Origin of the sequence: Chromohalobacter canadensis, assembly GCF_034479555.1 — a bacterium.
Classification (GTDB): Bacteria; Pseudomonadota; Gammaproteobacteria; order Pseudomonadales; family Halomonadaceae; genus Chromohalobacter; species Chromohalobacter canadensis.
Map to the genome: position 1 here is coordinate 1,457,622 of NZ_CP140151.1, position 21,688 is coordinate 1,479,309.

Sequence of the window (21,688 nt, forward strand, 5' to 3'; positions counted from 1 at the left end):
CACGTCCACTCTGATGCGATAATTGGCGATTGACGAGCGCGCCGCCATTTTTTTGCGTATTTTCGCCCTGCCGCCAAAACGCCCCAAGTCCCTGATAGCGCCACGGTTATCTCCGCGCCAACGCGACTTTTGTCGTGCCGCGCCTGTTGGCAACGGTCATCAAACTGGCAGTCGTCGGCACCCTGACCCTATAATACGGCCCAATTTTCAAGCAGGATCCCTACGTGATCGAGAACCTTCGCAACATCGCCATTATCGCCCACGTCGACCATGGCAAGACCACCCTGGTCGATCAACTCCTGAGTCAGTCCGGCACCCTCGACCGCAAGGCCGAAGGGCAAGAGCGCATCATGGACTCCAACGACCAGGAGAAAGAACGCGGTATCACCATTCTGTCCAAGAATACCGCGATCCAGTGGCACGATTACCACATCAACATCGTCGACACGCCCGGACACGCCGACTTCGGTGGTGAGGTCGAGCGCGTCATGTCGATGGTCGATTCCGTACTGCTGATGGTCGACGCCGTCGACGGCCCCATGCCGCAGACGCGCTTCGTCACCCAGAAAGCCTTCGATCGTGGCTTGAAGCCCATCGTCGTGGTCAACAAGATCGACCGCCCCGGCGCGCGTCCTGACTGGGTCATCGACCAGATCTTCGATCTGTTCGACAACCTCGGCGCCAGCGACGAACAGCTCGACTTCCCGATCATCTATTGCTCGGCGCTCAACGGTGTCGCCGGCATGGACCCGGATGCGCTCGAAGACGACATGACGCCGATGTTCCAATCCATCGTCGATATCGTCGAACCGCCCACCGTCGAACGCGACGGGCCGTTCCAGATGCAGATCTCCGCGCTCGACTACAACAGCTACGTCGGCGTCATCGGCCTGGGCCGCATCAAGCGCGGCAACGTGAGCCCGGGGCAACAGATCAGCGTGATCTCCAAGGAAGGCAACGTCCGCAAGGGCAAGGTCGGCCAGGTCATGACACACCTCGGCCTCGAGCGCGTTCAAACCGAACAGGCCGAAGCCGGCGACATCGTCTGCATCACCGGCATCAGCGATTTGGCGATCTCCGATACGCTGTGCGATCCGGCCGCCGTCGAAGCGCTGCCCGTGCTGACCGTTGACGAACCCACTGTCTCCATGACCTTCCAGGTCAACGACTCGCCGTTCGCCGGCAAGGAAGGCAAGTTCGTCACCAGCCGTAACATTCGTGACCGCCTCGAGCAGGAGCTGATCCACAACGTCGCGCTGCGTGTCGAGGAAGCCGAAACGCCCGAGAAGTTCAAGGTCTCCGGGCGCGGCGAGCTGCACCTTTCGGTACTCATCGAAAGCATGCGTCGTGAAGGCTACGAACTGGCCGTAGGCCGCCCTGAGGTCATCATCCGCGAGATCGATGGCGTCAAGCAGGAGCCGTACGAAGAGGTCATCATCGACTGCGAAGAACAGCACCAAGGCGCGGTGATGGAAGAGATCGGCTACCGCAAGGGTGAGATGACCAACATGAACCCGGACGGCAAGGGTCGTGTGCGCCTGGACTTCATCATCCCCGCGCGCGGGCTGATCGGCTTTCGTGGCCAGTTCCTCACGCTGACCTCCGGCACCGGCATCCTCACCAGCCGTTTCGACCATTACGGTCCGCTCAAGCCCGACGCCTCCGTCGAGCGTCGCAACGGCGTGCTGATCTCCATGGCCCCCGGCAAGGCGCTGGCCTACGCGCTATTCGCCCTGCAGGATCGCGGCAAATTGATGGTCGAGCATGGCACAGAAGTCTACGAAGGCATGCTGATCGGCATCAATAACCGTGCCGACGACATGGCGGTCAATCCCACCAAGGCCAAAAAGCTCGACAACATGCGCTCCGCCGGCACCGACGAAGCCCTGGTGCTGACGCCGCCCATCCGCTTCAGCCTCGAGCAGGCCATCGAGTTCCTCGATGACGACGAACTGGTGGAGATCACCCCCGAGCATATTCGTCTGCGCAAGAAGCACCTCACCGAGAACGAGCGTAAGCGCGCCAAGAAGAAGTAACGGCGCCCCGCACTCGGTAGGAACACGAAGCCCACCTTTCGGTGGGCTTCGTCGTTTCCGGCCGGTCACTCCTGGGCTGCGACATATAACCACATTTTTTATGTGGGTATTAGGTTTAGACTTGATGCATACGAAGCGCTCGCCGCTTCTCGCTTCACCTCAAGCCAACTCGTCTCAAGCCAACTCGTCACAAACCAAGGAGTCGTCCCATGCGCCGTGCCCTGCTCGTTTCCTCACTCGCCCTCACCGCCGCGCTCGTGCCCGCCACCTCGGCGCTCGCCTACGGCCAGGGCGACTTCTACACCCGCTTCGGTGTCGCCAAGGTCGCCCCGCAAAGCGACAACGGCGACTTCGGCGCACCACTGAACATGAAAATCGACGCCGACGACGATAGCGGTTTCGCCTTCACCCTGGGCTATCGTTTCCAAGACAAACTCGGCGTAGAACTGCTCGCCGCGCAACGCTTCGAGCATCAGGTCCAACTCAATGGCAACGACATGGCCAGCATCCACCACCTGCCGCCGACATTGACGCTGCAGTACTATCCGCTCGGCGGCACCGACGCCCGCGTGCAGCCGTATCTCGGCGCCGGGATCAACTACACCCACTTCTCCGACGAAAAACTCGACGGCGGCGAGCTCGAACTCGACGATAGCTGGGGCGGCGCCGCGCAAGTCGGGGTCGATCTACTGATCGACGACCACTGGGCGCTCAACGCCGCCGCCTGGTATCTGGATATCGACAGCGACGCCACCGCCACGCTCGGCGGCAACGACTATCACGCCGACGTGGACATCGACCCCATCGTGGTCATGGGTGGCCTCAGCTACCGGTTCTGAGCCGTCCGGCTAGGCGATACCCCGCACGGCGGGCTACCCTGTAAAAACACACGGATGCGACAGGAGCCCGCCATGCATAAGCACATCGACTGGGACGCCCCCGGCAACGCCAGCGTGACCCGCCACTACGCCAGCGACAAACAGCACGAAGTTCAACCTCACCCCGGCATGATGCTCTCCGCCCGCTACCAAGGCATAGTGGTACGCGTCGAAGTCGAAGCCTACCGCGAAGACGACGCCCTCAGCATCGGCAAGGTCGCCGCCCTCATCGACACCCAAGGCAAACGCCATCAGAGCCACGGCGATTTAAGCGTCGGCGACTACGTCCGCCTCCCCGACGACAAACGCGCCCTGGAACCCACGATCGAGGATGAAGAGGACTGAAGCCATGTCGACGCTTCGCCCCGCGCTTGTGTCCATGCTGGCTCTGCTCGGCAGTACCACGCTCTTGGCCTCCATGACCGCCCAAGCCGATGCGCTCGAACAGCAACGCGAGGCCCTGCACAACAACGTCCAGGTCATCGCCCATCGCGGTGCCAGCGGCTACGCCCCTGAACATACCTGGTACGCCTACGACAAAGCGCTCGCCATGGACGCCGACTACCTCGAGCTGGATATTCACATGAGTGCCGATGGGCGCCTGGTGGCCATTCACGACACCACCCTGGAACGCACCACCGATGGCCAAGGGTTAGTGAAAGAACACAGCCTCGACGAACTCAAGGCACTCGACGCCGGCAGTTGGTTCAACCAAGCCCATCCGGAATATGCCGATGACGCCTACGCCGGCGCCAAGCTGCTCACCCTGGATGACGTCATCGACCGCTACGGCCAAGACGTGCGCTACTACATCGAGACCAAGTCACCCAAGGACTATCCCGAGCTGCAAGACGCCCTGGTCAACAAGCTGGAGGCTGAAGGCCTGGTGCAGTCGGGTTCCGTGGTCATCCAATCCTTCAGCCAAGCCAGCCTGCAGGAAGTGCACAAGCTCAATCCCGACATCCCGCTGATCCAACTGCTCTGGTACTCCCCCAGCGAAGACGGCAAAACCCTCGAAGAATGGACCGGCGTCACCCCCAGCCCCGCCAACATCACCGATGCCGACTTCCAGGCAATCGCCGACTACGCCGACGGCGTCGGCCCCAACTACCTGTACGAAGGGGAACCGGTCATCGACGCCCGCTTCATCGAACAGGCCCACGCCAACGACCTGCTGGTGCACGTCTACACCATCAACGACAAAGACCGGATGCGCCGACTGCTCGGCTGGGGCGTCGACGGCCTCTTCACCAACTTCCCCGATCGATTGAAGGACGTGCTGGCAGAAGCAGAGTGATACTTCAGGCGGCCGTCTCGTTCATCAGGCTCTCGTAAGGCATCTTGAACCCATCGTGAAGCCACCGAAATCAGGCGCAGGCTGAGCTTGCGCCTGCGGTTCAACACTTCGAACACGCGACAGCTAGGGCCGATATAAGACTCAAGGTCGCGGGGTAGCGCTAACCCGTAGGCGGCATGTTACTGGCTGGCGAGCTGTTTCTGAGCTGCCTGGGCGGCAGCTAACTGTAGTCGCCACCCCAATGCTGGAGGTTCCATTTTCTGAGCTGCCTGGTCGGCAACGAACAGGAAAGCGTCGGGCAGTCCAAATCTGCTTGAACTTCTGAGCTGCCTAGGCTGCAACGAACTAGAGCTTATCATAGCCAAGCTATCTGATTATTAAAGAACGTCCGCGTAAATAAAGCGTCACACCTTTTCTCAGACTATAGCGCTAAGCTATTGATTTAAAAGTTATTAAAAGGGCGCCAAAAAAGGGTCAAAACCACGGCACGGTCGCTTCACGGCTAAACCCATAATGGTTGAATCGTCCAACTGTAGGCTCGTCCAGGGGCCCCCGTGTTCGATAAACAGCGCAAAGCGTTGACCACTAGAACGGCTGTTCACCTGCACGAACGGCAGCGAAATCTTGCGTTCAGCAGATACCGAGAGGCACTGGCGCGCTGCTTCTTCACTGATGTCGTGGCGACGTGCATAACACTTGACTCGACTTGCGCCGCCCGTATCCGCGCGACCCATGCGGGCCGCGACCATATAGGGCTCCTTTATGCGCCGGACCAGTCGCCGTTTCTATCCGCGCGACCCGTGCGGGCCGCGACGGCAGATCCGGGCGGTGCCGGTTCGTCCGTAATAGTTTCTATCCGCGCGACCCGTGCGGGCCGCGACCATCGTCTGGCCAAAGCCGACCCACGCCGCGCCCGTTTCTATCCGCGCGACCCGTGCGGGCCGCGACATGCCTGGTTTCGACTCCAACCATTGGCCTGCTGTTTCTATCCGCGCGACCCGTGCGGGCCGCGACATCCACGCCACCCTGTGTGCAGACATCCAACGATGTTTCTATCAGCGCGACCCGTGCGGGCCGCGACGGGTGCAGCTATTCAGCGGCGGATTGGCTCAACGGTTTCTATCCGCGCGACCCGTGCGGGCCGCGACATCTGCCGATCTACCAGGTCACGTTCGAGCTTATGTTTCTATCCGCGCGACCCGTGCGGGCCGCGACATGCCGTCGCTGTTCGACGCGCTCGAGGATGAGGAGTTTCTATCCGCGCGACCCGTGCGGGCCGCGACTGAAAGCTGGCGCGTAGCCATTGAGGCCGCTTGGGTTTCTATCCGCGCGACCCGTGCGGGCCGCGACACGTTTTGCCTGCTTGGACTCCGCGACATTATAGCGTTTCTATCCGCGCGACCCGTGCGGGCCGCGACCCCGTGTGGACGTTACGCTCGCGATCGCCTTGGAAGTTTCTATCCGCGCGACCCGTGCGGGCCGCGACCGGCGCGGCTGCTGACCCCGCATGCGTCGCGGATGTTTCTATCCGCGCGACCCGTGCGGGCCGCGACCGGTCTGGTTGAGCAGCCCCAGCGGCTGGTTCTCGTTTCTATCCGCGCGACCCGTGCGGGCCGCGACTAGTCGTCCGGCTCTCATCTCTTACCCCACGGCGTGTTTCTATCCGCGCGACCCGTGCGGGCCGCGACGGTCAGTCGATGATCAAGACTACCTCGGAAAATGGTTTCTATCCGCGCGACCCGTGCGGGCCGCGACTTGATGGGAGGGGCGGTGGAAGCCCCTCCCGGAGTTTCTATCCGCGCGACCCGTGCGGGCCGCGACCTGACCATTGGTATTGCGAGAAATCTATCGTCGGGTTTCTATCCGCGCGACCCGTGCGGGCCGCGACTTGTACCATGTAAGTCTTCCGTCCTCGCTGAGTGATGTTTCTATCCGCGCGACCCGTGCGGGCCGCGACCGCGGATCTCAAGACCCATGGCGCCGCTAACCTGGTTTCTATCCGCGCGACCCGTGCGGGCCGCGACGGATAGCGGCGCGGCGCCAGAGCTGGGGGATAACGGTTTCTATCCGCGCGACCCGTGCGGGCCGCGACACGCCCGATCTGAATGTAACCATCGGGATTTGCGGTTTCTATCCGCGCGACCCGTGCGGGCCGCGACGATGCTGTGTACTCGAGCGTGGTCGTCGATGACCGGTTTCTATCCGCGCGACCCGTGCGGGCCGCGACCTCGGGGTGGAACGGCATTTCAAAGTCCATATCCTCGTTTCTATCCGCGCGACCCGTGCGGGCCGCGACTGTCGCTGCATAGAACCCCCGCTGAAGCCGGACAGTTTCTATCCGCGCGACCCGTGCGGGCCGCGACGCATGGGTTATCGCCTACGTTTTTTCGCGATCTTGTTTCTATCCGCGCGACCCGTGCGGGCCGCGACTCGTCTACGGCGAGGGGCCTGTCGATACACGCAGAGTTTCTATCCGCGCGACCCGTGCGGGCCGCGACCCGCGCCGTGGTCTCCGCCTTCAGCAGTGGGTGGTTTCTATCCGCGCGACCCGTGCGGGCCGCGACTTGCTTCCGCTCGAGACCTCCACAGCCAGCAATGAGTTTCTATCCGCGCGACCCGTGCGGGCCGCGACGCGTTCAATCGGGCTATTCGGGCCGCTGACAACAGTTTCTATCCGCGCGACCCGTGCGGGCCGCGACCGGGGTCACCGCCACCCATTTGGTCTTGGGCTTGTTTCTATCCGCGCGACCCGTGCGGGCCGCGACTTTTTTAGCGCCCTGAACCCTCAGTACCCGATGCGGTTTCTATCCGCGCGACCCGTGCGGGCCGCGACCGGGGTCACCGCCACCCATTTGGTCTTGGGCTTGTTTCTATCCGCGCGACCCGTGCGGGCCGCGACGGATCTCGATCAGCCATTCGCCCAGGGCGATGAGTTTCTATCCGCGCGACCCGTGCGGGCCGCGACCTTCACTTTCAATTATAAAAGCTAGCGATACTGCAGTTTCTATCCGCGCGACCCGTGCGGGCCGCGACTTTTTTAGCGCCCTGAACCCTCAGTACCCGATGCGGTTTCTATCCGCGCGACCCGTGCGGGCCGCGACCGGGGTCACCGCCACCCATTTGGTCTTGGGCTTGTTTCTATCCGCGCGACCCGTGCGGGCCGCGACGGATCTCGATCAGCCATTCGCCCAGGGCGATGAGTTTCTATCCGCGCGACCCGTGCGGGCCGCGACCTTCACTTTCAATTATAAAAGCTAGCGATACTGCAGTTTCTATCCGCGCGACCCGTGCGGGCCGCGACCGGCTGATGGTCGAAGCACCGGGATGTCGTAGGCCAGTTTCTATCCGCGCGACCCGTGCGGGCCGCGACCACCGGGATGTCGTAGGCCAGAAGTGGCGCGCCAGTTTCTATCCGCGCGACCCGTGCGGGCCGCGACACGAGACCGGCAGCACGGCTCTTGACCACTTGGTGTTTCTATCCGCGCGACCCGTGCGGGCCGCGACGGGGCGCTGGCGCCACCATCGAGCGAGTACGGCCGTTTCTATCCGCGCGACCCGTGCGGGCCGCGACGCGTTACGTCGCGCACCTGATGGACCAATAAGGAGTTTCTATCCGCGCGACCCGTGCGGGCCGCGACTGCCGGCCTGGTGCTCGCCGTCACCGGCCTCAACGTTTCTATCCGCGCGACCCGTGCGGGCCGCGACCTTCCAGGGCGCGGCGCAATTCGTCCTCGCTCTCGTTTCTATCCGCGCGACCCGTGCGGGCCGCGACTACTTCACCGCTTCCGAGATGGAAGAGCACGCCAAGTTTCTATCCGCGCGACCCGTGCGGGCCGCGACCTTGGGGCGTTCGAGTGGTGCGGGTTAGTGCTCGAGTTTCTATCCGCGCGACCCGTGCGGGCCGCGACGCCATCGCTGTAGCGTTGTCGCCGACGAGATTCTCGTTTCTATCCGCGCGACCCGTGCGGGCCGCGACACGCCGGCAGGGACGCCAATCCAGAGCCGCCGCTGTTTCTATCCGCGCGACCCGTGCGGGCCGCGACTGATCTCGTTGGCTTCAAAGCTCGCCTGAGCGAGTTTCTATCCGCGCGACCCGTGCGGGCCGCGACATCAGCCGCGCCCTCGGCGTTGCGCAGCTCCTCAGTTTCTATCCGCGCGACCCGTGCGGGCCGCGACCGCCGGCATCGTCCATCCGCTCAAGTCCACGCTCGTTTCTATCCGCGCGACCCGTGCGGGCCGCGACAGCAGTATTTCGATGCGTTCTACACCGAGCAAGAGTTTCTATCCGCGCGACCCGTGCGGGCCGCGACGGGATTGATCTCAATCCAGCCCTTGGTGATCGCGTTTCTATCCGCGCGACCCGTGCGGGCCGCGACCGTAGCGGCGTCCCTGGTCGGCGTGGTGCGCGGTGTTTCTATCCGCGCGACCCGTGCGGGCCGCGACCCTTTCTTAACCTGCTGATGCGACTCGACTTCGGCGTTTCTATCCGCGCGACCCGTGCGGGCCGCGACTCCGATGCCGATTTGGCAGACGAGCCCATTTTGTTGTTTCTATCCGCGCGACCCGTGCGGGCCGCGACCCAAGCCTGGCGAGGGGTGATGGCGTTAGCCTGGAGTTTCTATCCGCGCGACCCGTGCGGGCCGCGACCGCGCGCGATACCGTTGCGCTTGTAGAGCGCGTAGTTTCTATCCGCGCGACCCGTGCGGGCCGCGACAATGAGGGACTGCTTGTACGGGGCTGTCAGTTTATTGTTTCTATCCGCGCGACCCGTGCGGGCCGCGACGGCAGCCTGCGAGTCAGTGAGTTGATCTTGTACATGTTTCTATCCGCGCGACCCGTGCGGGCCGCGACGGCATACCTTTTGGCCCCCATTCCCAGGCAGGCCAGTTTCTATCCGCGCGACCCGTGCGGGCCGCGACCGCTCATGGTCATACCACTGACCTGTGTCGGTCTGTTTCTATCCGCGCGACCCGTGCGGGCCGCGACTCGTGAAGTGGGTAAAGGCGAGTGCCTATAGCATGTTTCTATCCGCGCGACCCGTGCGGGCCGCGACCTGACCCCGAGCAGTTCCTCATGGGGCCACTCAAGGTTTCTATCCGCGCGACCCGTGCGGGCCGCGACATCTGGGATCGAGGCGTCACCATCAGCGGCTTCGAAGTTTCTATCCGCGCGACCCGTGCGGGCCGCGACAGCTTGATGGCAGCGCAACAGACAAGCGATTCCTGTTTCTATCCGCGCGACCCGTGCGGGCCGCGACGATCGGCTTCATGTAGGGGTTGCTGTCGGGGTTGTTTCTATCCGCGCGACCCGTGCGGGCCGCGACGCGAATGCTTCGGCAAGGCCGCCGATCTGGCGAGTTTCTATCCGCGCGACCCGTGCGGGCCGCGACCATGCGCCCCACGGTAACGCGATGACGGCTTAGAGTTTCTATCCGCGCGACCCGTGCGGGCCGCGACATATGGCTACCGTTTCGCCGTCAGGGCTGAATCAGTTTCTATCCGCGCGACCCGTGCGGGCCGCGACTGGTGTCCAGTGTCTCGGCGGTCTTTTGGTCCAAGTTTCTATCCGCGCGACCCGTGCGGGCCGCGACCGGACGGATTGCCATATCCTAGCCTCCTTAAACCTGTTTCTATCCGCGCGACCCGTGCGGGCCGCGACCGTCGACGCGCGCGCCATGCAGCTTGCCGGGCGAGTTTCTATCCGCGCGACCCGTGCGGGCCGCGACTGGTCGCCCAGGTGCTGTTCCACGACCCCACCCGGTTTCTATCCGCGCGACCCGTGCGGGCCGCGACCCGGTGTTGACGATGCGATCAACCTCGTCGACGAGTTTCTATCCGCGCGACCCGTGCGGGCCGCGACGCCTGCTCGAGGATGCGCATCAGGTCGGTGATGGTGTTTCTATCCGCGCGACCCGTGCGGGCCGCGACCTGATCCAGGCAGGGCGATTCATCGACGCTATCGTTTCTATCCGCGCGACCCGTGCGGGCCGCGACCAGCCGTGGAGCTGATGCCGTAGCGTGGAAGATGTTTCTATCCGCGCGACCCGTGCGGGCCGCGACGAGCAGGTCAACGACATTGCTCAGGGCGGCCGCGTTTCTATCCGCGCGACCCGTGCGGGCCGCGACAGGTTCTCATTGCGCAGGAAAACTACCTGACGATGTTTCTATCCGCGCGACCCGTGCGGGCCGCGACCTGGGACGAGGGGGTGCGCGCTACCGGTGCCTTCGGTTTCTATCCGCGCGACCCGTGCGGGCCGCGACTGCCCGTTTATAACTCATTGAGTGATAAAACAAAATCGCTCTAAATCAGCGAACCCTTGCTTTAAATGCGGCCTATGGACCGCTATTAGATACTGAAAGCTTTCAAATGCTATTGAATCAACTTGTTAAAGAGCCGCGAACTTGGCAGGAAATAGCGGGACACTTGCGGTTCGCAGGCAGTGGAGCCACTTAAAAGACGAGGGGGCCGTTCATATCCAGGGCAGGTTTGGCACCAATATGTTCGATGCGCTTCTGCCAGTTACGTCCGAGAAAATAAAAACGCAGACTATCGACCTCTTCATCGATCAAGTCGATCAGGCTCTGTCGCAGTCGAGTCCACTGGTCCGGTTCGACTTCGATTTCAAAGACCGAGAATTGTACACGTTGCCCAAAATCGCGGCAGGCCTTCGAAACCCGTCGTAGCCGCCGTGTGCCACCCTCGGATGTAACGCTGACATCGTAGCTGACCAGTACCAGCATGAAGAACTCCCTGTCTATTTCCAGAGAAAGGGCGGATAGGCATCGAGATCGCCGCGTATATGGCGCGCCAATAGCTGCGCTTGGAGAAAAGGCAACATGCCGATCGGTGCCTTCTCGCCAATGAAGGTGTGATTGAGCTCTTCACGTTTGCGCTCCTGATAGGCGGTCAGTACCGTCTTGCGGGCCTCTTCCGTCAAGGTTACGCCACCACTTTCGGCAATGATGAAGTCTTTTTCACGTAGCTGGCGTCGATTGATCAGCGACAGCGCCAAGCGATCTCCCAGCAGCGGCCGGAACTCCTCGGCAAGATCGAGCGCCAGGCTCGGTCGCCCAGGCCGGTCGCGATGCAGAAAGCCGACCGCCGGGTCGAGGCCAACGCTCTCCAGCGCCGAGCGGCAGTCGTGAGTCAGCAGGGTATAGAGAAATGAAAGCAGCGCATTACTGCAATCACGCGGCGGACGGCGATTGCGCCCCGTAAAGCGAAACGCATCGCTCTCATGACGAATTAGCAGATCAAACACGCTGAAATAGCGCTGCGCCGCCTCCCCTTCCAATCCACGCAGTCTGTCTGTGGTGGGCTCGACCAGCAGGTCGCGTGCAATCCTGCTCATGCGAACGCGCTCCCCTTCGAGCCGCGCCCTTTCCTCTTCCGGCAGTTTGGCACCGTAGTCGCGCAGGCCGCGTGATAATACGACGCGCTGGTTATGTACCTTGCCGATCAGCACGCCACGTACGATAGCGGCACAGCCGGTTTCGTCATCGCTCACGCGATATTGAGTGCGGCGCAGCAGAACGTTGCCCGACACGGGCCCCTCAATGCGCGCCAGAAATTTCCCGTAAGGAGTGAGATGAGTGATTGTCACACCCTGCTCGGCGCAAAATCCCATCAGCGGCGGTGAAACCAGAACACGCCCGAAACAAACCAGCGATTCGAGCATATGAATCGGCAGGCGGGCACGTTCCTTGCCTTCCACCTCCATGACGATGTTGGCGCCGTCCTTCCTGAGCCAGGCACCTTCGGTAGTGATGTAAAGCGTATTAAGTTGACGGCGCATGGGTTACTCGTCGAGTGATTGCAACTGACGCTCCAGCCAGCGACGCGCCGAGCGCTGCTTGCCCATCACCTGCGGCTGACAGGCTTCGATCAGCGAGCAACGGTCGCAGCGTTTGGCCTCGTATACGGCAAGCGGCGTGCGGTTGCCATCGAATAGCGCACGGGTGCCGGCGATAACATCCAACGTCAGTGCCCGAAGTTCGTCATCGAAAGGTATGTCCTTGCGCCGCCGCGTCTTGCCGTAAAAAAGCGCGCCGTGTTCGATTGCCACGTTCAACATCTCTTCCAGACAAAGCGCCTGAGCGCAGAGCTGCACTTCGTCGGCGCGATGTGCCTTGGGCCGCCCGCGCTTGTACTCGATAGGCCGGACGATGACCTGTTCTTCCCGCTCATCGAACTCGACCACGTCGGCAACACCGGTCAGCCCCAGCCGCTCATGGGCCAGCGGCAGTGCCATAGCGGTATGTACGCCGCGTCGACGCTCGTGGCCGAGACGGTCGGCGCGTTCATGCAGGATGCGCCCTTCCGCGGTGTAGCGGTTCTCGGCCCACTGCCGTTCGAGATGGATCAACGCACACTGGCGCGAGCAGTATAGATAGTGCTGCAACGCCGAGAGCGGGATTAGGCGGGCCTCGTCCTCCATTCCCACTGGCCTACAGGCGCTCGTCGACGCTGACACCAGCCGGTAGACTCTCGGAGTCGACCGAAACGTGATAATCACTGTATTGGCGTGCGGGAGAGTCGGCCTCGCCATCGACGCGCTCGACTTTCACGCTATCGAATAGCTTATGCGCCGGCGCATTACCCATGGGATTATCATGCTTGAAAATGACCAATTTACGCGCCGACATCTCGCCACGCGCCGCAGAGCGGTCATGCTCGAACATATTGATCAAAGAACGCCACAATAGCTCAAGGTCGTCCTCTGAGAAGCTGGTACGCTCGGCAAGCTTGGCCGAGATATAGCCATGCACGCGATAAAGTCCATAGGGAATGATGTGCTTGCGGCCCATGGTGCGTTCTTTTTCGAGATCCTTTTCGTTGGTGACCGCCATGCGGGTGATCGAGACCTCCATGGGCACAACCGGATCGATCGAGCTGGCAAAGGCCAGCTGTACTGGTCCACGAACCTGCCCGGAATTGACCTCGGTGGTCATCACTGCCCCGAAGGTGCGCACATCGAAAAAGTTCTGACACATCCAGGCGGTCAGGTCGCGCGCTTTGGCCTCATCCTTTGGTAGCTTCTTCGACTCAGGCTTGATATCGAGAGCGTCGTATGCCTTTTTATGCTGATTATTGAGGACCGACTTTTCCTGCATGTAGATGGCATAGCCAGCATCATCTTCTTTTTCCAGCTCAACGTAGTTGCGAATCTTACGCTTGAGACAGACATCGGTGACCAACCCCTGATTGGTTTCCGGGTCGAGGCGCGGCAAGTTACCGGCATCCGGGTCGCCGTTGGGGTTGCCGTTGGTAACGTCGAACAGCAGCACGAATTCATAACGGTTGGCGATAGCGGTCATGTGTCGTCTCCCTGTGTGGATTCTTCCGGTGTCGTTGCGCTGTCGCGCTTGGCGAAACGCGCCTGCGACTGGTGGTAATAACCGATGGCGAAGCGCCCCTGGTCTTCGACCTTCAGATGCTTTGGAAAGGTATCGCCAAGGCCGTTGACGATGGCCCCGATCTCACGCTCGAGGGTATGTGCCAGCCCACCCTTATCCTTCTTGCGCATGTTCGACAGGTGATTCTGGGCATTGCGCAATAGCATCGGGAAGACGCTGGCCGGCGTCGCCGACGCCGCGCCGTAGTAGCGGTCACGAATAGTGGCGTTAATCTGGTTGCCTAGCGCGCCACGCTGGGCGTTTTCTAGCTCGGCGAATAGTCGTCCGAGCAAATAACCGGGATGGGTGGAGTGTCGATCGAGACTCACGGGCACCTCCTGAGTATGGGAATTGGAATGCGCCGCAAGTCGCGCCGTCCGCGCGAGTACGGCCTTGCAGAGCGCGATACGCGCCCCAGTGATGTGACCATCATTGCGAAAACGCATGACGAGATTGGACAGCAGCGACTGCGGATAACGCCTGCCGGTGAGAATCGAGCGCATTAGCTCACCGGCAAGCTGTGGTGGCACATCATCCGCCTTGGGTTTCTGACCGCCGCGCATCGGTGCAGTCTGTAAAGCCATCCACCAGCTTCCCGGCGCGATGCCTTTCCATGGCGCCGGCTCCAGCGCCAGATCCCGATGATGCTGAGCATAGTGGCGAGCCAGTCGGTCCAGGGTATCGGCGCACCAGAAACGCACCGAGAGCCGCGCGGCATTGGGGGCCAGCCCGAGAACGAAGAAGCGCGTACCACTTTCTAGCCGGGGATCGAGCTCCGCCAATGGGCGCCCTTGGGCGACCTGACCCAGCAGGCTACCCAATTGTGCCGCCTCCTGTTGGTCGCTCGGCGGCTCGTTGAGCATAGCGAAGAAGTCTTCGGCGGCCTCGGCGTGCACCGCATCGCTGGCCTCGGCCCAGAACACCACCGTGGTGTCGCCGATTTGTAGACGTTGGTGATTGTCGCTGTCGCCGCGCAGCAAATAATTGAGTGCCGTGGAGTAACCGAAGATAGCGACTTTCGAGATGGCGGCGTTATCCTGCCCCTTGTTGCCGTAGGAGTTGTAAGCATCGCTGTTAAAAGAGACGAGGGAAGCACCCGATGACTGGGCATCCCGAACCCCGCGAATGGCGGGATGGTCGGTACCCAAGGTAGCGATCTCACCGGTAACCAGACACTGCCCGACCACGCCTTCGTCGTTTTCCAGCGCTGTGCGCCACAAGCTCCGCGCCATTGAGTTTTCATGCAAGTAGCGCTGCTGGCCATCGAGGCGGAACACAATGTTAGTGTCCAGCATCTCTTCACTGTAGCCGGAAAGCTCAGCCAGCTTCTCCGGCTGCCAGTGCTTGAGCAGCCTCAGGAAGGCGCATAGATCAGCATCATCGCAGCCACCAAACAGCGCCAACTGACGCGCCTTGAATGCGGCGTGCTCATCTGCCAGGCGCTTACCCTCTCCAGCGGTAACACCTAAGGCATAGGCCGTCTTATCCCATAGTGGATAAGCATGAATCCCGGACGTGCGGCGCTTATCGACCGGCACTTGCTGCGACCTTGGCCTTGGTTTCTTGCCTGACGTATCACGCAAATCATCAATGGCGACTGGCTCACCGTCGTGAGAAAACACCAGCGCATAGCTGACTTTCTCGCTGCTGAAGCCGGGTACCGGCACTTTTTCCTGAGCAGCAAGACGTCGGTAGTAGTCATTGAGCGCGGAGAGGATCATGCCAGCGCCTCCTGAAACGGAGGTACCTCAATCACGCCATCCTGCATCTTGGCGCGATAGAAACGCGACGTCTTTCCGTTGGCGAAGTCGATGTCATGGAGCATGAAGCCAAGATCGCGCTCGCCACTCAAATCATCGTCCACCGCCGGCATCTGCTGCTCGGACTCGATCAGTTCGAAAGCGGCTGGGAATTCTCGAGTACCCAGACACGGCATATGAAAGCACTGCCCCTGACGGGCGCGGCGATTGAAGATATCCAGGTGCTTGCCGGGTGTGTCGCTGTCATCGGCACGGGACGTGAACTCGAAGTGCGCTTCGATCACATACCCCACGTCACGCAGGATGGTAGAAGCACGCTGCTGACGGTTCTGGTCGACGAAGTAATGCACTTCATCGACGCGCCCGCTTTTAATACCCTTGCTGACCGTACCCGCGGGCAGCTTGCCGGCGACCTCATTGCGGCGGATCGATTCAAAACGAATCGGCTTCAGCACATGGATGCGGTCGATACACCAGCGAATCGCCGGTTTCCAGTGGATGGCCTCCAAAATGCCGCGCGCCGCCGAGGGCGTGATGACATCGTAGGAGACTCTTTCCGTTTTGAGTTCAGGGCGCGTAAAACAAGCCCGCTCTCCCCAAATATGTAGCCTGACTCCATAACTCATCAAGAGACCTCCAGTCAGAATCCGCGCCCCGGAGAACGGGGCGACAACAATAAATACAACCGACAGGTTTCTATCCGCTCCACCATCCAAACCAGCTCATAAAAATGCCAAGGCCCGAAATGGATAGCGAGACCCAAAGACCAACACGCTTAACGGGCGCCTCAAGCCGCAATCTCGCACCACCCCATTCAGCAGCCAACAGCAAGAGCCCATTTCGAATGGAACACAGGAATCTAAAGCTTCTTGGGGGCTGCTCATGATCCATAGGAACGACCTGTAGCGATCCGCTCAACGTTGGCTTCGTGAACAGTCTATGTCTCCTTATCTTTTCAAATCAATTCCTATCTGTTGTATTTATCAAATTATAAAACGCTCGGACCTTATAAACGTCGGCTCATTCCAGTTCAGCCCCAGCCGCTCGTCATAGAGATCTTCGTTGATCAGCACCATGAACTGCACACCGAACTTATCCGGCTCGACCGCAGCGATAGCACCAGCACGTTCCAACTCTGCAAAGCCTTGGCGCGGCACCTGCACGGTGTAGAGCTGTAGGTCACGGGCAATACCACCGACGCTTTCTGCCCAGGAAAGCCGCCGAATGGCATCACGTGCTGTCTCGTCAAACGGAATGATCACCGTACACTGCGTGTTCTCGATCATGCGGAACTTCTGCTCGAGGGTTTCGAATGGCAGCCCTTCCAAGCGCCCTTTATCACACAGGCCAAGCAGGTCGTGCCGGTCCAATGCCTTGTCGCCCTGCTGCCAGTAGAGCAGGCGAAAATAGGCATCAATGGCATCCAAAGACAGCGGATCGTTCCCATGGCTTCTGAGCACTTCACGGCTGACCTGAGCGAACTGCTCAAGCTCCGGCGGCGGTGCCCACTCATCGTTAGCTGTGGCGAAAACAAGCACTTCACTGTCGGAGACGTGACGCTTTCCTTCGCGGTTACAACGTCCGGCGGCCTGAGCGATGGAATCGAGCCCGGCCTCGGCGCGCAGCACGCGGGGAAAATCGACATCCACGCCAGCCTCGACCAACGAGGTTGCAACGACGCGGCAGGGCTGGCCTTCCGTCAATTGTTGAAGAATCTCGGCCAGCACCTGACGGCGATGCAGCGCGCACATCGACGTGGTGAGATGATAGGCACCGGGCTGTTCGGCAATCGCCTCGAACAGCGCCCGGGCATGGCGGCGATTATTGACGATGCACAGCACCTGCTCGGTGGCGAGTAGCTCATCACGCAGCGCCTCGTCATCAAGGGTGCCGACATGGCGCACGGTGACACGCTCAAGCTGGCGATAAAGTTCCTGCGGACAAGGCGCCAGCTCATGCAGATCGCGCAGACCACCGGTGAAGCTGCACTCGGGGTCATCGGTCTCGGCCAGTGCCGGCTGAGTCGCCGTACACAACACCACGCTGGTGCGATAATTGAGCGCGAGCTCGTCCAGAGCCGCCACGCTGGGGCGCAGCAGCGGAAGCGGCATGGTCTGGGCCTCGTCGAGGATCACCACGCTGTTGGCGATATTGTGTAGCTTGCGGCAGCGCGAGGTCTTGGCGGCGAAAAGGCTCTCGAAGAATTGTACGGCGGTAGTGACGACGATCGGCGCGTCCCAGTTCTCGCTGTCGCGCCTGAGTTTTTCACGGCTATCACGATTGCGCGGCGCATCGCTGTCGAAAGCGCTGTGATGTTCCAGCACGGCAGCGTCGCCATACTCGCCCAGCGCACGACGAAACACGGCTGCGTTCTGTTCGACGATGCTTGTGAATGGGATCACGTAGATCACCCGATCCATACCGTGGGCGATGGCGTGATCGAGTGCAAAAGCCAATGATGCCAACGTCTTGCCGCCGCCGGTGGGCACCGTCAAGGTAAAACGACCCGGTGATTTTTCAGCCTGAGTGCGCACATGGGTCAGTATGTCACCACGCAGGCGATTGACAGCGCTATCGGTCTTGAAGGCTGCCAGATGATCATTCAATGCGTCGCGCAACACGCCGAGCCTTGGGCCGCCGCCACGGGCATGGGGCACGCCTTTTTCATGCAGGGCATAGAAATTCTCGGTATCAATGAAATCGGCATCGACCAGACACGAAAACAGCATCCGGGTCAGGAAGGCGTATTGAAAGAAGCCACGCTCGCGACGCTGCGTAAAGTGTGCCGGCGGTCTCATTTGGGCAGGCAGAGAGAGCTCCTGCTGCCAACGGGGGTCGAGCGCGGGAAGCTCGGCTTCGAGCCGGTGTACCAACGGGGTACGTTCGCCCGCGTCGCGTCCGTTCGCTAGCCCAGCATGATGGCCCGCTATGGCATAGGCCAGCAGATGACCCAGTGGGCCCAGTCGTTCTTTAGCGACAACGGCTCCCGCCGTGGCGTGATCCACGCGTTGCTTCGAGCCATTCAGACGCTTTTGAAACTCAGCACTATACTTGCCCAGATCATGTAGCAGTCCCGCCACATAGCCAGCTTCGGCCATACCAAAGCGCTCGGCACGCTCAGCTGCAAGCTCAGCCACCATGACCAAGTGACTTTCCAGCGTTTGCCAATTGCTGGGAGGGGCGTCCGGCAAAGAGTGGGCATAAAACATTTAGACACCTGCAGCAAGCATATACGTAGCATTCCGATCACAGCGCGATTACGCTCTGTTACCCTCATATAAGCAAAGTCGATTGAGCCCGACCACCCCATGGATAAAACACCAGGGGAATTTTACGGCAGGTTGCGCAAGGGGAAGAGCATGAGGGGTACGTCATGAAGGAAACGTCGCCGCTCGCCTGGGATACCTGGGCGCGGTATCACGTGATCGAGCTGCTGGCGTTCTGGGAGGGACGTGTTACGGCTTCGGCGCTGCGCGAGGCGTTCCACCTGGGCAAAGACCGAGCGCAGCAGGTGCTACGCGCTTATCGCGAGGATGTCGCGGTGGATAACCTCATCTATGACACCTCCCGCAAGGCTTGGGTGCCGACACCGCAGTTCACCCCGCACTTCATTCGCGGCCATGTGGATGAATATCTGCACCTGCTCGGCACGCACGATGCGTTGAATCCACAGTTCGTGGGGCTTGGTCTGGGCGCGGCCAATACGGAATCGGTGCCGATGCCGATTCGGGATGTCTCGCCCGAGGTCGTGCGGGCCGTGGTCTCGGCGGCACGTGAACGGCAGCGGCTGGAGGTGGTGTACGCGAGCTTTTCCTCGCCAAGTGGCGAGGACAGAATCATCGCCCCGCATACGCTGGTCTATGCCGCGGGCCGCTGGCATGTCCGCGCGTATTGCGAGAAAAATGCAGCGTTTCGCGACTTCGTGTTATCGCGCTTTCGCGGCGTCCCCGAGGCCATCGGCGATGCCTTGCCCGCCGCGGCCCAAGAGAATGACGAAGACTGGGAGCGCCGCCTGACACTGGAGATCATCCCCGATCGACGCCTCAGCGATGCGGAACGCGAGCTCATCGCGCAGGATTACGCCATGGAGGAACACATGCTGGCGATCACCTGCCGACGTGCGCTCGCCCAATACGTGTTGCGCGAATACGGGATCAACCATCGCCACGTGGAAGGCGATCCGCGTGCCCAGCAAATCGAACTCGGCAATCGCGAAGCCCTACGCCAGTGGCTTTATTGAGGCGAGCGACACCTGCGTTTGCGGGGCTTGGACGATGAAGCCTGGCGCTTTGAGATTCGCACAGTGATAACACGCATATGGCCAAGTCACGCGAAAATGGTCTCGCACTGTACGGTTTATTTTGCGCTATCTTTGACATAGGATTCTATCTTCCTAGCGCTGCAACGTCGGCAAGATAACGTGCTGAACGTATAGCGTTGGAAAACATTATTCAGGAGTAAGGTCATGAAACGTCGCGTAACGAGCAGCCGTACCCTGCGTGCAGCAGGCTCCGTGATGGATGTTTGGCCAGTCGAAAACTACGCCCAATACATGCCCAAGGGCAGTGATCAAGAACGTATTGCCCAACATTGGACAACTGTTGGCAGTCACCTCCGTTCAGCCTTGAGCCAATATGCCTTCAACCACGCCACCAAACGGTGAGCAGCCTTCTCAACGCGACCTCTCCCTTCAAGACGGGCAACAGGTCGACGAGGAAACTCAAAAGGAGCTCGTCGGCCTTATTGAGCAGTTGCATCATGGACAGCTTTCCGAGGAAGAGCAGGTACGGTTAGGCGACCTGATCGTCAGTGCCCCCACACCCGAGCCACAAAACCAATCTGTCGCCATGATGCGGCAAGTGAGCTATCAAGGCCCTCTCCCGCCTCCAGAGCAACTGAATGCCTATGATGAGGAAACACGTCGCCTCATCGTAAATATGGCCGTCGACGAGCAGCACCATACGCACGACATGCGTAGCAAGGGTTTAGAGGGTGCTATCAAGAAAGATGAACGTGGACAACGATACGGGTTGACCGTTGCCATCGTCGGCCTCGTGGCAGCCACCGTGATCGCACCCTTCAGTTCTGTTGCTGCGGGCGTCATCGGAACGCTGGATCTCGTGGGCATGGTCGCGATATTCGTTGCTCCTCGCATTCTGGAAAAGCAACGCAAAGGTAGCCAGCCACCAGAAGACGACGCCTAACGCACCCTACCCTGAATCCCACCGACTATTTTGCGCTTACGGTTCACCCCCGCGCCTGCGGGGAACGGATCCGCAAACCCTACCGGATCATGTTTCGAGACGGTTCATCCCTGCGCCTGCGGGGAACGGCTCATTGGAGGCATTGCCATCGCGCAGGACTACGCCATGGAAGAGCACATGCTGGCGATCACCTGCCGCTGCGCGCTCGCCCAATACGTGTTGCGCGAATACGGCATCAATCATCGCCACGTGGAAGGCGATCCCCGTGCCCAGCAAATCGAACTCGGCAATCGCGAAGCCCTACGCCAGTGGCTTTATTGATTCGGGAGACTTCCTAGATTCGAGAGACTTCCTATAAGCGTGAGCAAGCAGTCCTTCACCTCCCGATCACCCCGTCGCGTGCAGTGGTGTCACCTGGGCGCGAGGCAGCTGCGATGCTTGCCACAGTTCATACTTGAGCTGCATCTCCAGCCACATCTCTGCGCTGGTACCCAGGGCTTGCTCGAGGCGTAACGCCATATCCGCCGAGATGCCGGCGCTGCCATTGAGAATCCGAGATAGCGTAGCGCGCGTTACACCCAGTCGCTTGGCGGCCTCGGTAATAGAGAGATCGCCAATGTACTCGCGCAAGACGGCGCCAGGGTGCGCAGGATTATGCATACGCTTCATGCGACGACCTCCTAGTGGTAATCCTGATAATCAACCAAAATGGCGTCCTCACCCTCGAAAGTGAAGGTGAGGCGCCAGTTCCCGTTGACGATGATAGCCCAGTGCCCTTTCAGGCTTCGGGACAAGGGGTGCAGCCTCCAACCCGGCGCATTCATGTCATCAGGGCCTGTCGCGCTATCCAGCGCAGTTAGCTGTATTTGCAGCTTGGTTGCGTGCTTTGCCTGAATGCCAGCAGTGGAGCCGGTTTCAAAGAACTTGCGCAGACCTTTGTGTCGGAAGCTCTTGATCATTCGTATAGTGTATAGACTCGGTATACGAAAAACAAAGGATCGTACTCGGTAACCGCACGCCCAGACGATTCGCAGCCTTTGGTATTACTAGTCCCTCTCGCGCAAAAACCCCCGGCCGCATCGCGACCGGGGGCTCAAGCTTTTTAAGAGACCGGTCGC

General features: G+C 60.7%; 18 protein-coding genes and 1 CRISPR repeat array. Of the genes, 8 read left to right on the top strand and 10 right to left on the bottom strand.

Annotation, left to right across the window (positions count from 1 at the left end; translation table 11 throughout):
• Positions 1–224: 224 nt before the first annotated feature.
• The 4 genes from typA (at position 225) to SR908_RS06940 (ending at position 4,211) form a co-directional block, all read left to right on the top strand.
• A complete protein-coding gene (gene typA / locus SR908_RS06925; RefSeq protein WP_246923964.1) occupies positions 225–2,036 on the top strand; it encodes a translational GTPase TypA in 1,812 nt (603 codons plus the stop codon).
• A gap of 209 nt (positions 2,037–2,245) precedes the next feature.
• Positions 2,246–2,875, top strand: a complete 630-nt coding sequence (locus SR908_RS06930) for an OmpW/AlkL family protein (RefSeq protein ID WP_246923967.1) — start codon at positions 2,246–2,248, stop codon at positions 2,873–2,875.
• Positions 2,876–2,947: 72 nt separating this feature from the next.
• Positions 2,948–3,259, top strand: coding sequence for a hypothetical protein (locus SR908_RS06935; RefSeq protein ID WP_246923970.1), 312 nt, complete (start codon positions 2,948–2,950; stop codon positions 3,257–3,259).
• Positions 3,260–3,263: 4 nt separating this feature from the next.
• Positions 3,264–4,211: a glycerophosphodiester phosphodiesterase gene (locus SR908_RS06940; protein WP_246923973.1), complete on the top strand. Its 948-nt coding sequence runs from the start codon at positions 3,264–3,266 to the stop codon at positions 4,209–4,211.
• Between the two features lie 452 nt (positions 4,212–4,663).
• Here the strand turns inward: SR908_RS06940 and SR908_RS16755 are convergent, their stop codons facing one another.
• From SR908_RS16755 to SR908_RS06975, 8 genes are all read right to left on the bottom strand, one after another.
• Complete coding sequence (locus SR908_RS16755; RefSeq protein ID WP_407652257.1) at positions 4,664–4,885, bottom strand: type I-F CRISPR-associated endoribonuclease Cas6/Csy4; 222 nt, start codon at positions 4,883–4,885, stop codon at positions 4,664–4,666.
• 39 nt (positions 4,886–4,924) lie between these two features.
• A CRISPR array of direct repeats spans positions 4,925–10,471; the repeat unit is 33 nt; unit sequence GTTTCTATCCGCGCGACCCGTGCGGGCCGCGAC.
• A 189-nt stretch (positions 10,472–10,660) separates the two neighbouring features.
• Positions 10,661–10,951 (bottom strand): CRISPR-associated endonuclease Cas2, encoded by a 291-nt coding sequence (cas2, locus tag SR908_RS06945; protein ID WP_246923976.1) that lies wholly within the window; start codon positions 10,949–10,951, stop codon positions 10,661–10,663.
• A 14-nt stretch (positions 10,952–10,965) separates the two neighbouring features.
• Complete coding sequence (gene cas1c, locus SR908_RS06950) at positions 10,966–12,006, bottom strand: type I-C CRISPR-associated endonuclease Cas1c (RefSeq protein ID WP_246923979.1); 1,041 nt, start codon at positions 12,004–12,006, stop codon at positions 10,966–10,968.
• A gap of 3 nt (positions 12,007–12,009) precedes the next feature.
• On the bottom strand, positions 12,010–12,648 hold the full coding sequence (gene cas4, locus SR908_RS06955; RefSeq protein ID WP_246923982.1) for a CRISPR-associated protein Cas4: 639 nt from the start codon (positions 12,646–12,648) through the stop codon (positions 12,010–12,012).
• 10 nt (positions 12,649–12,658) lie between these two features.
• The gene (gene cas7c / locus SR908_RS06960; protein ID WP_246923984.1) at positions 12,659–13,528 is read right to left on the bottom strand and encodes a type I-C CRISPR-associated protein Cas7/Csd2; all 870 of its coding nucleotides are present in this window, start codon (positions 13,526–13,528) and stop codon (positions 12,659–12,661) included.
• Complete coding sequence (gene cas8c / locus SR908_RS06965; protein WP_246923986.1) at positions 13,525–15,327, bottom strand: type I-C CRISPR-associated protein Cas8c/Csd1; 1,803 nt, start codon at positions 15,325–15,327, stop codon at positions 13,525–13,527. Before cas8c ends, cas7c begins: the two co-directional genes overlap by 4 nt.
• Positions 15,324–15,992 carry a type I-C CRISPR-associated protein Cas5c gene (gene cas5c / locus SR908_RS06970; RefSeq protein WP_246923988.1) on the bottom strand — a complete coding sequence of 223 codons (669 nt, stop codon included), beginning with the start codon at positions 15,990–15,992 and terminating at the stop codon, positions 15,324–15,326. The genes cas8c and cas5c overlap by 4 nt, the downstream gene beginning before the upstream one ends.
• Positions 15,993–16,349: 357 nt before the next feature.
• The gene (locus tag SR908_RS06975; RefSeq protein WP_246923991.1) at positions 16,350–18,575 is read right to left on the bottom strand and encodes a CRISPR-associated endonuclease Cas3''; all 2,226 of its coding nucleotides are present in this window, start codon (positions 18,573–18,575) and stop codon (positions 16,350–16,352) included.
• Positions 18,576–18,739: 164 nt separating this feature from the next.
• Here SR908_RS06975 and SR908_RS06980 point away from each other — a divergent pair, with 164 nt between their 5' ends.
• From SR908_RS06980 to SR908_RS06995, 4 genes are all read left to right on the top strand, one after another.
• On the top strand, positions 18,740–19,606 hold the full coding sequence (locus tag SR908_RS06980) for a WYL domain-containing protein (RefSeq protein ID WP_246923994.1): 867 nt from the start codon (positions 18,740–18,742) through the stop codon (positions 19,604–19,606).
• 225 nt (positions 19,607–19,831) lie between these two features.
• Positions 19,832–20,029 carry a hypothetical protein gene (locus SR908_RS06985; protein ID WP_178998341.1) on the top strand — a complete coding sequence of 66 codons (198 nt, stop codon included), beginning with the start codon at positions 19,832–19,834 and terminating at the stop codon, positions 20,027–20,029.
• A complete protein-coding gene (locus SR908_RS06990) occupies positions 20,001–20,570 on the top strand; it encodes a DUF2335 domain-containing protein (protein WP_246894979.1) in 570 nt (189 codons plus the stop codon). The genes SR908_RS06985 and SR908_RS06990 overlap by 29 nt, the downstream gene beginning before the upstream one ends.
• Positions 20,571–20,735: 165 nt before the next feature.
• On the top strand, positions 20,736–20,891 hold the full coding sequence (locus tag SR908_RS06995; RefSeq protein WP_179702992.1) for a hypothetical protein: 156 nt from the start codon (positions 20,736–20,738) through the stop codon (positions 20,889–20,891).
• 66 nt (positions 20,892–20,957) lie between these two features.
• On the opposite strand, the gene SR908_RS07000 is transcribed toward SR908_RS06995, so the two are convergent.
• On the bottom strand, positions 20,958–21,239 hold the full coding sequence (locus SR908_RS07000; protein ID WP_040240739.1) for a HigA family addiction module antitoxin: 282 nt from the start codon (positions 21,237–21,239) through the stop codon (positions 20,958–20,960).
• Between the two features lie 11 nt (positions 21,240–21,250).
• Positions 21,251–21,529: a type II toxin-antitoxin system RelE/ParE family toxin gene (locus SR908_RS07005; protein WP_040240736.1), complete on the bottom strand. Its 279-nt coding sequence runs from the start codon at positions 21,527–21,529 to the stop codon at positions 21,251–21,253.
• Between the last annotated feature and the right edge of the window lie 159 nt (positions 21,530–21,688).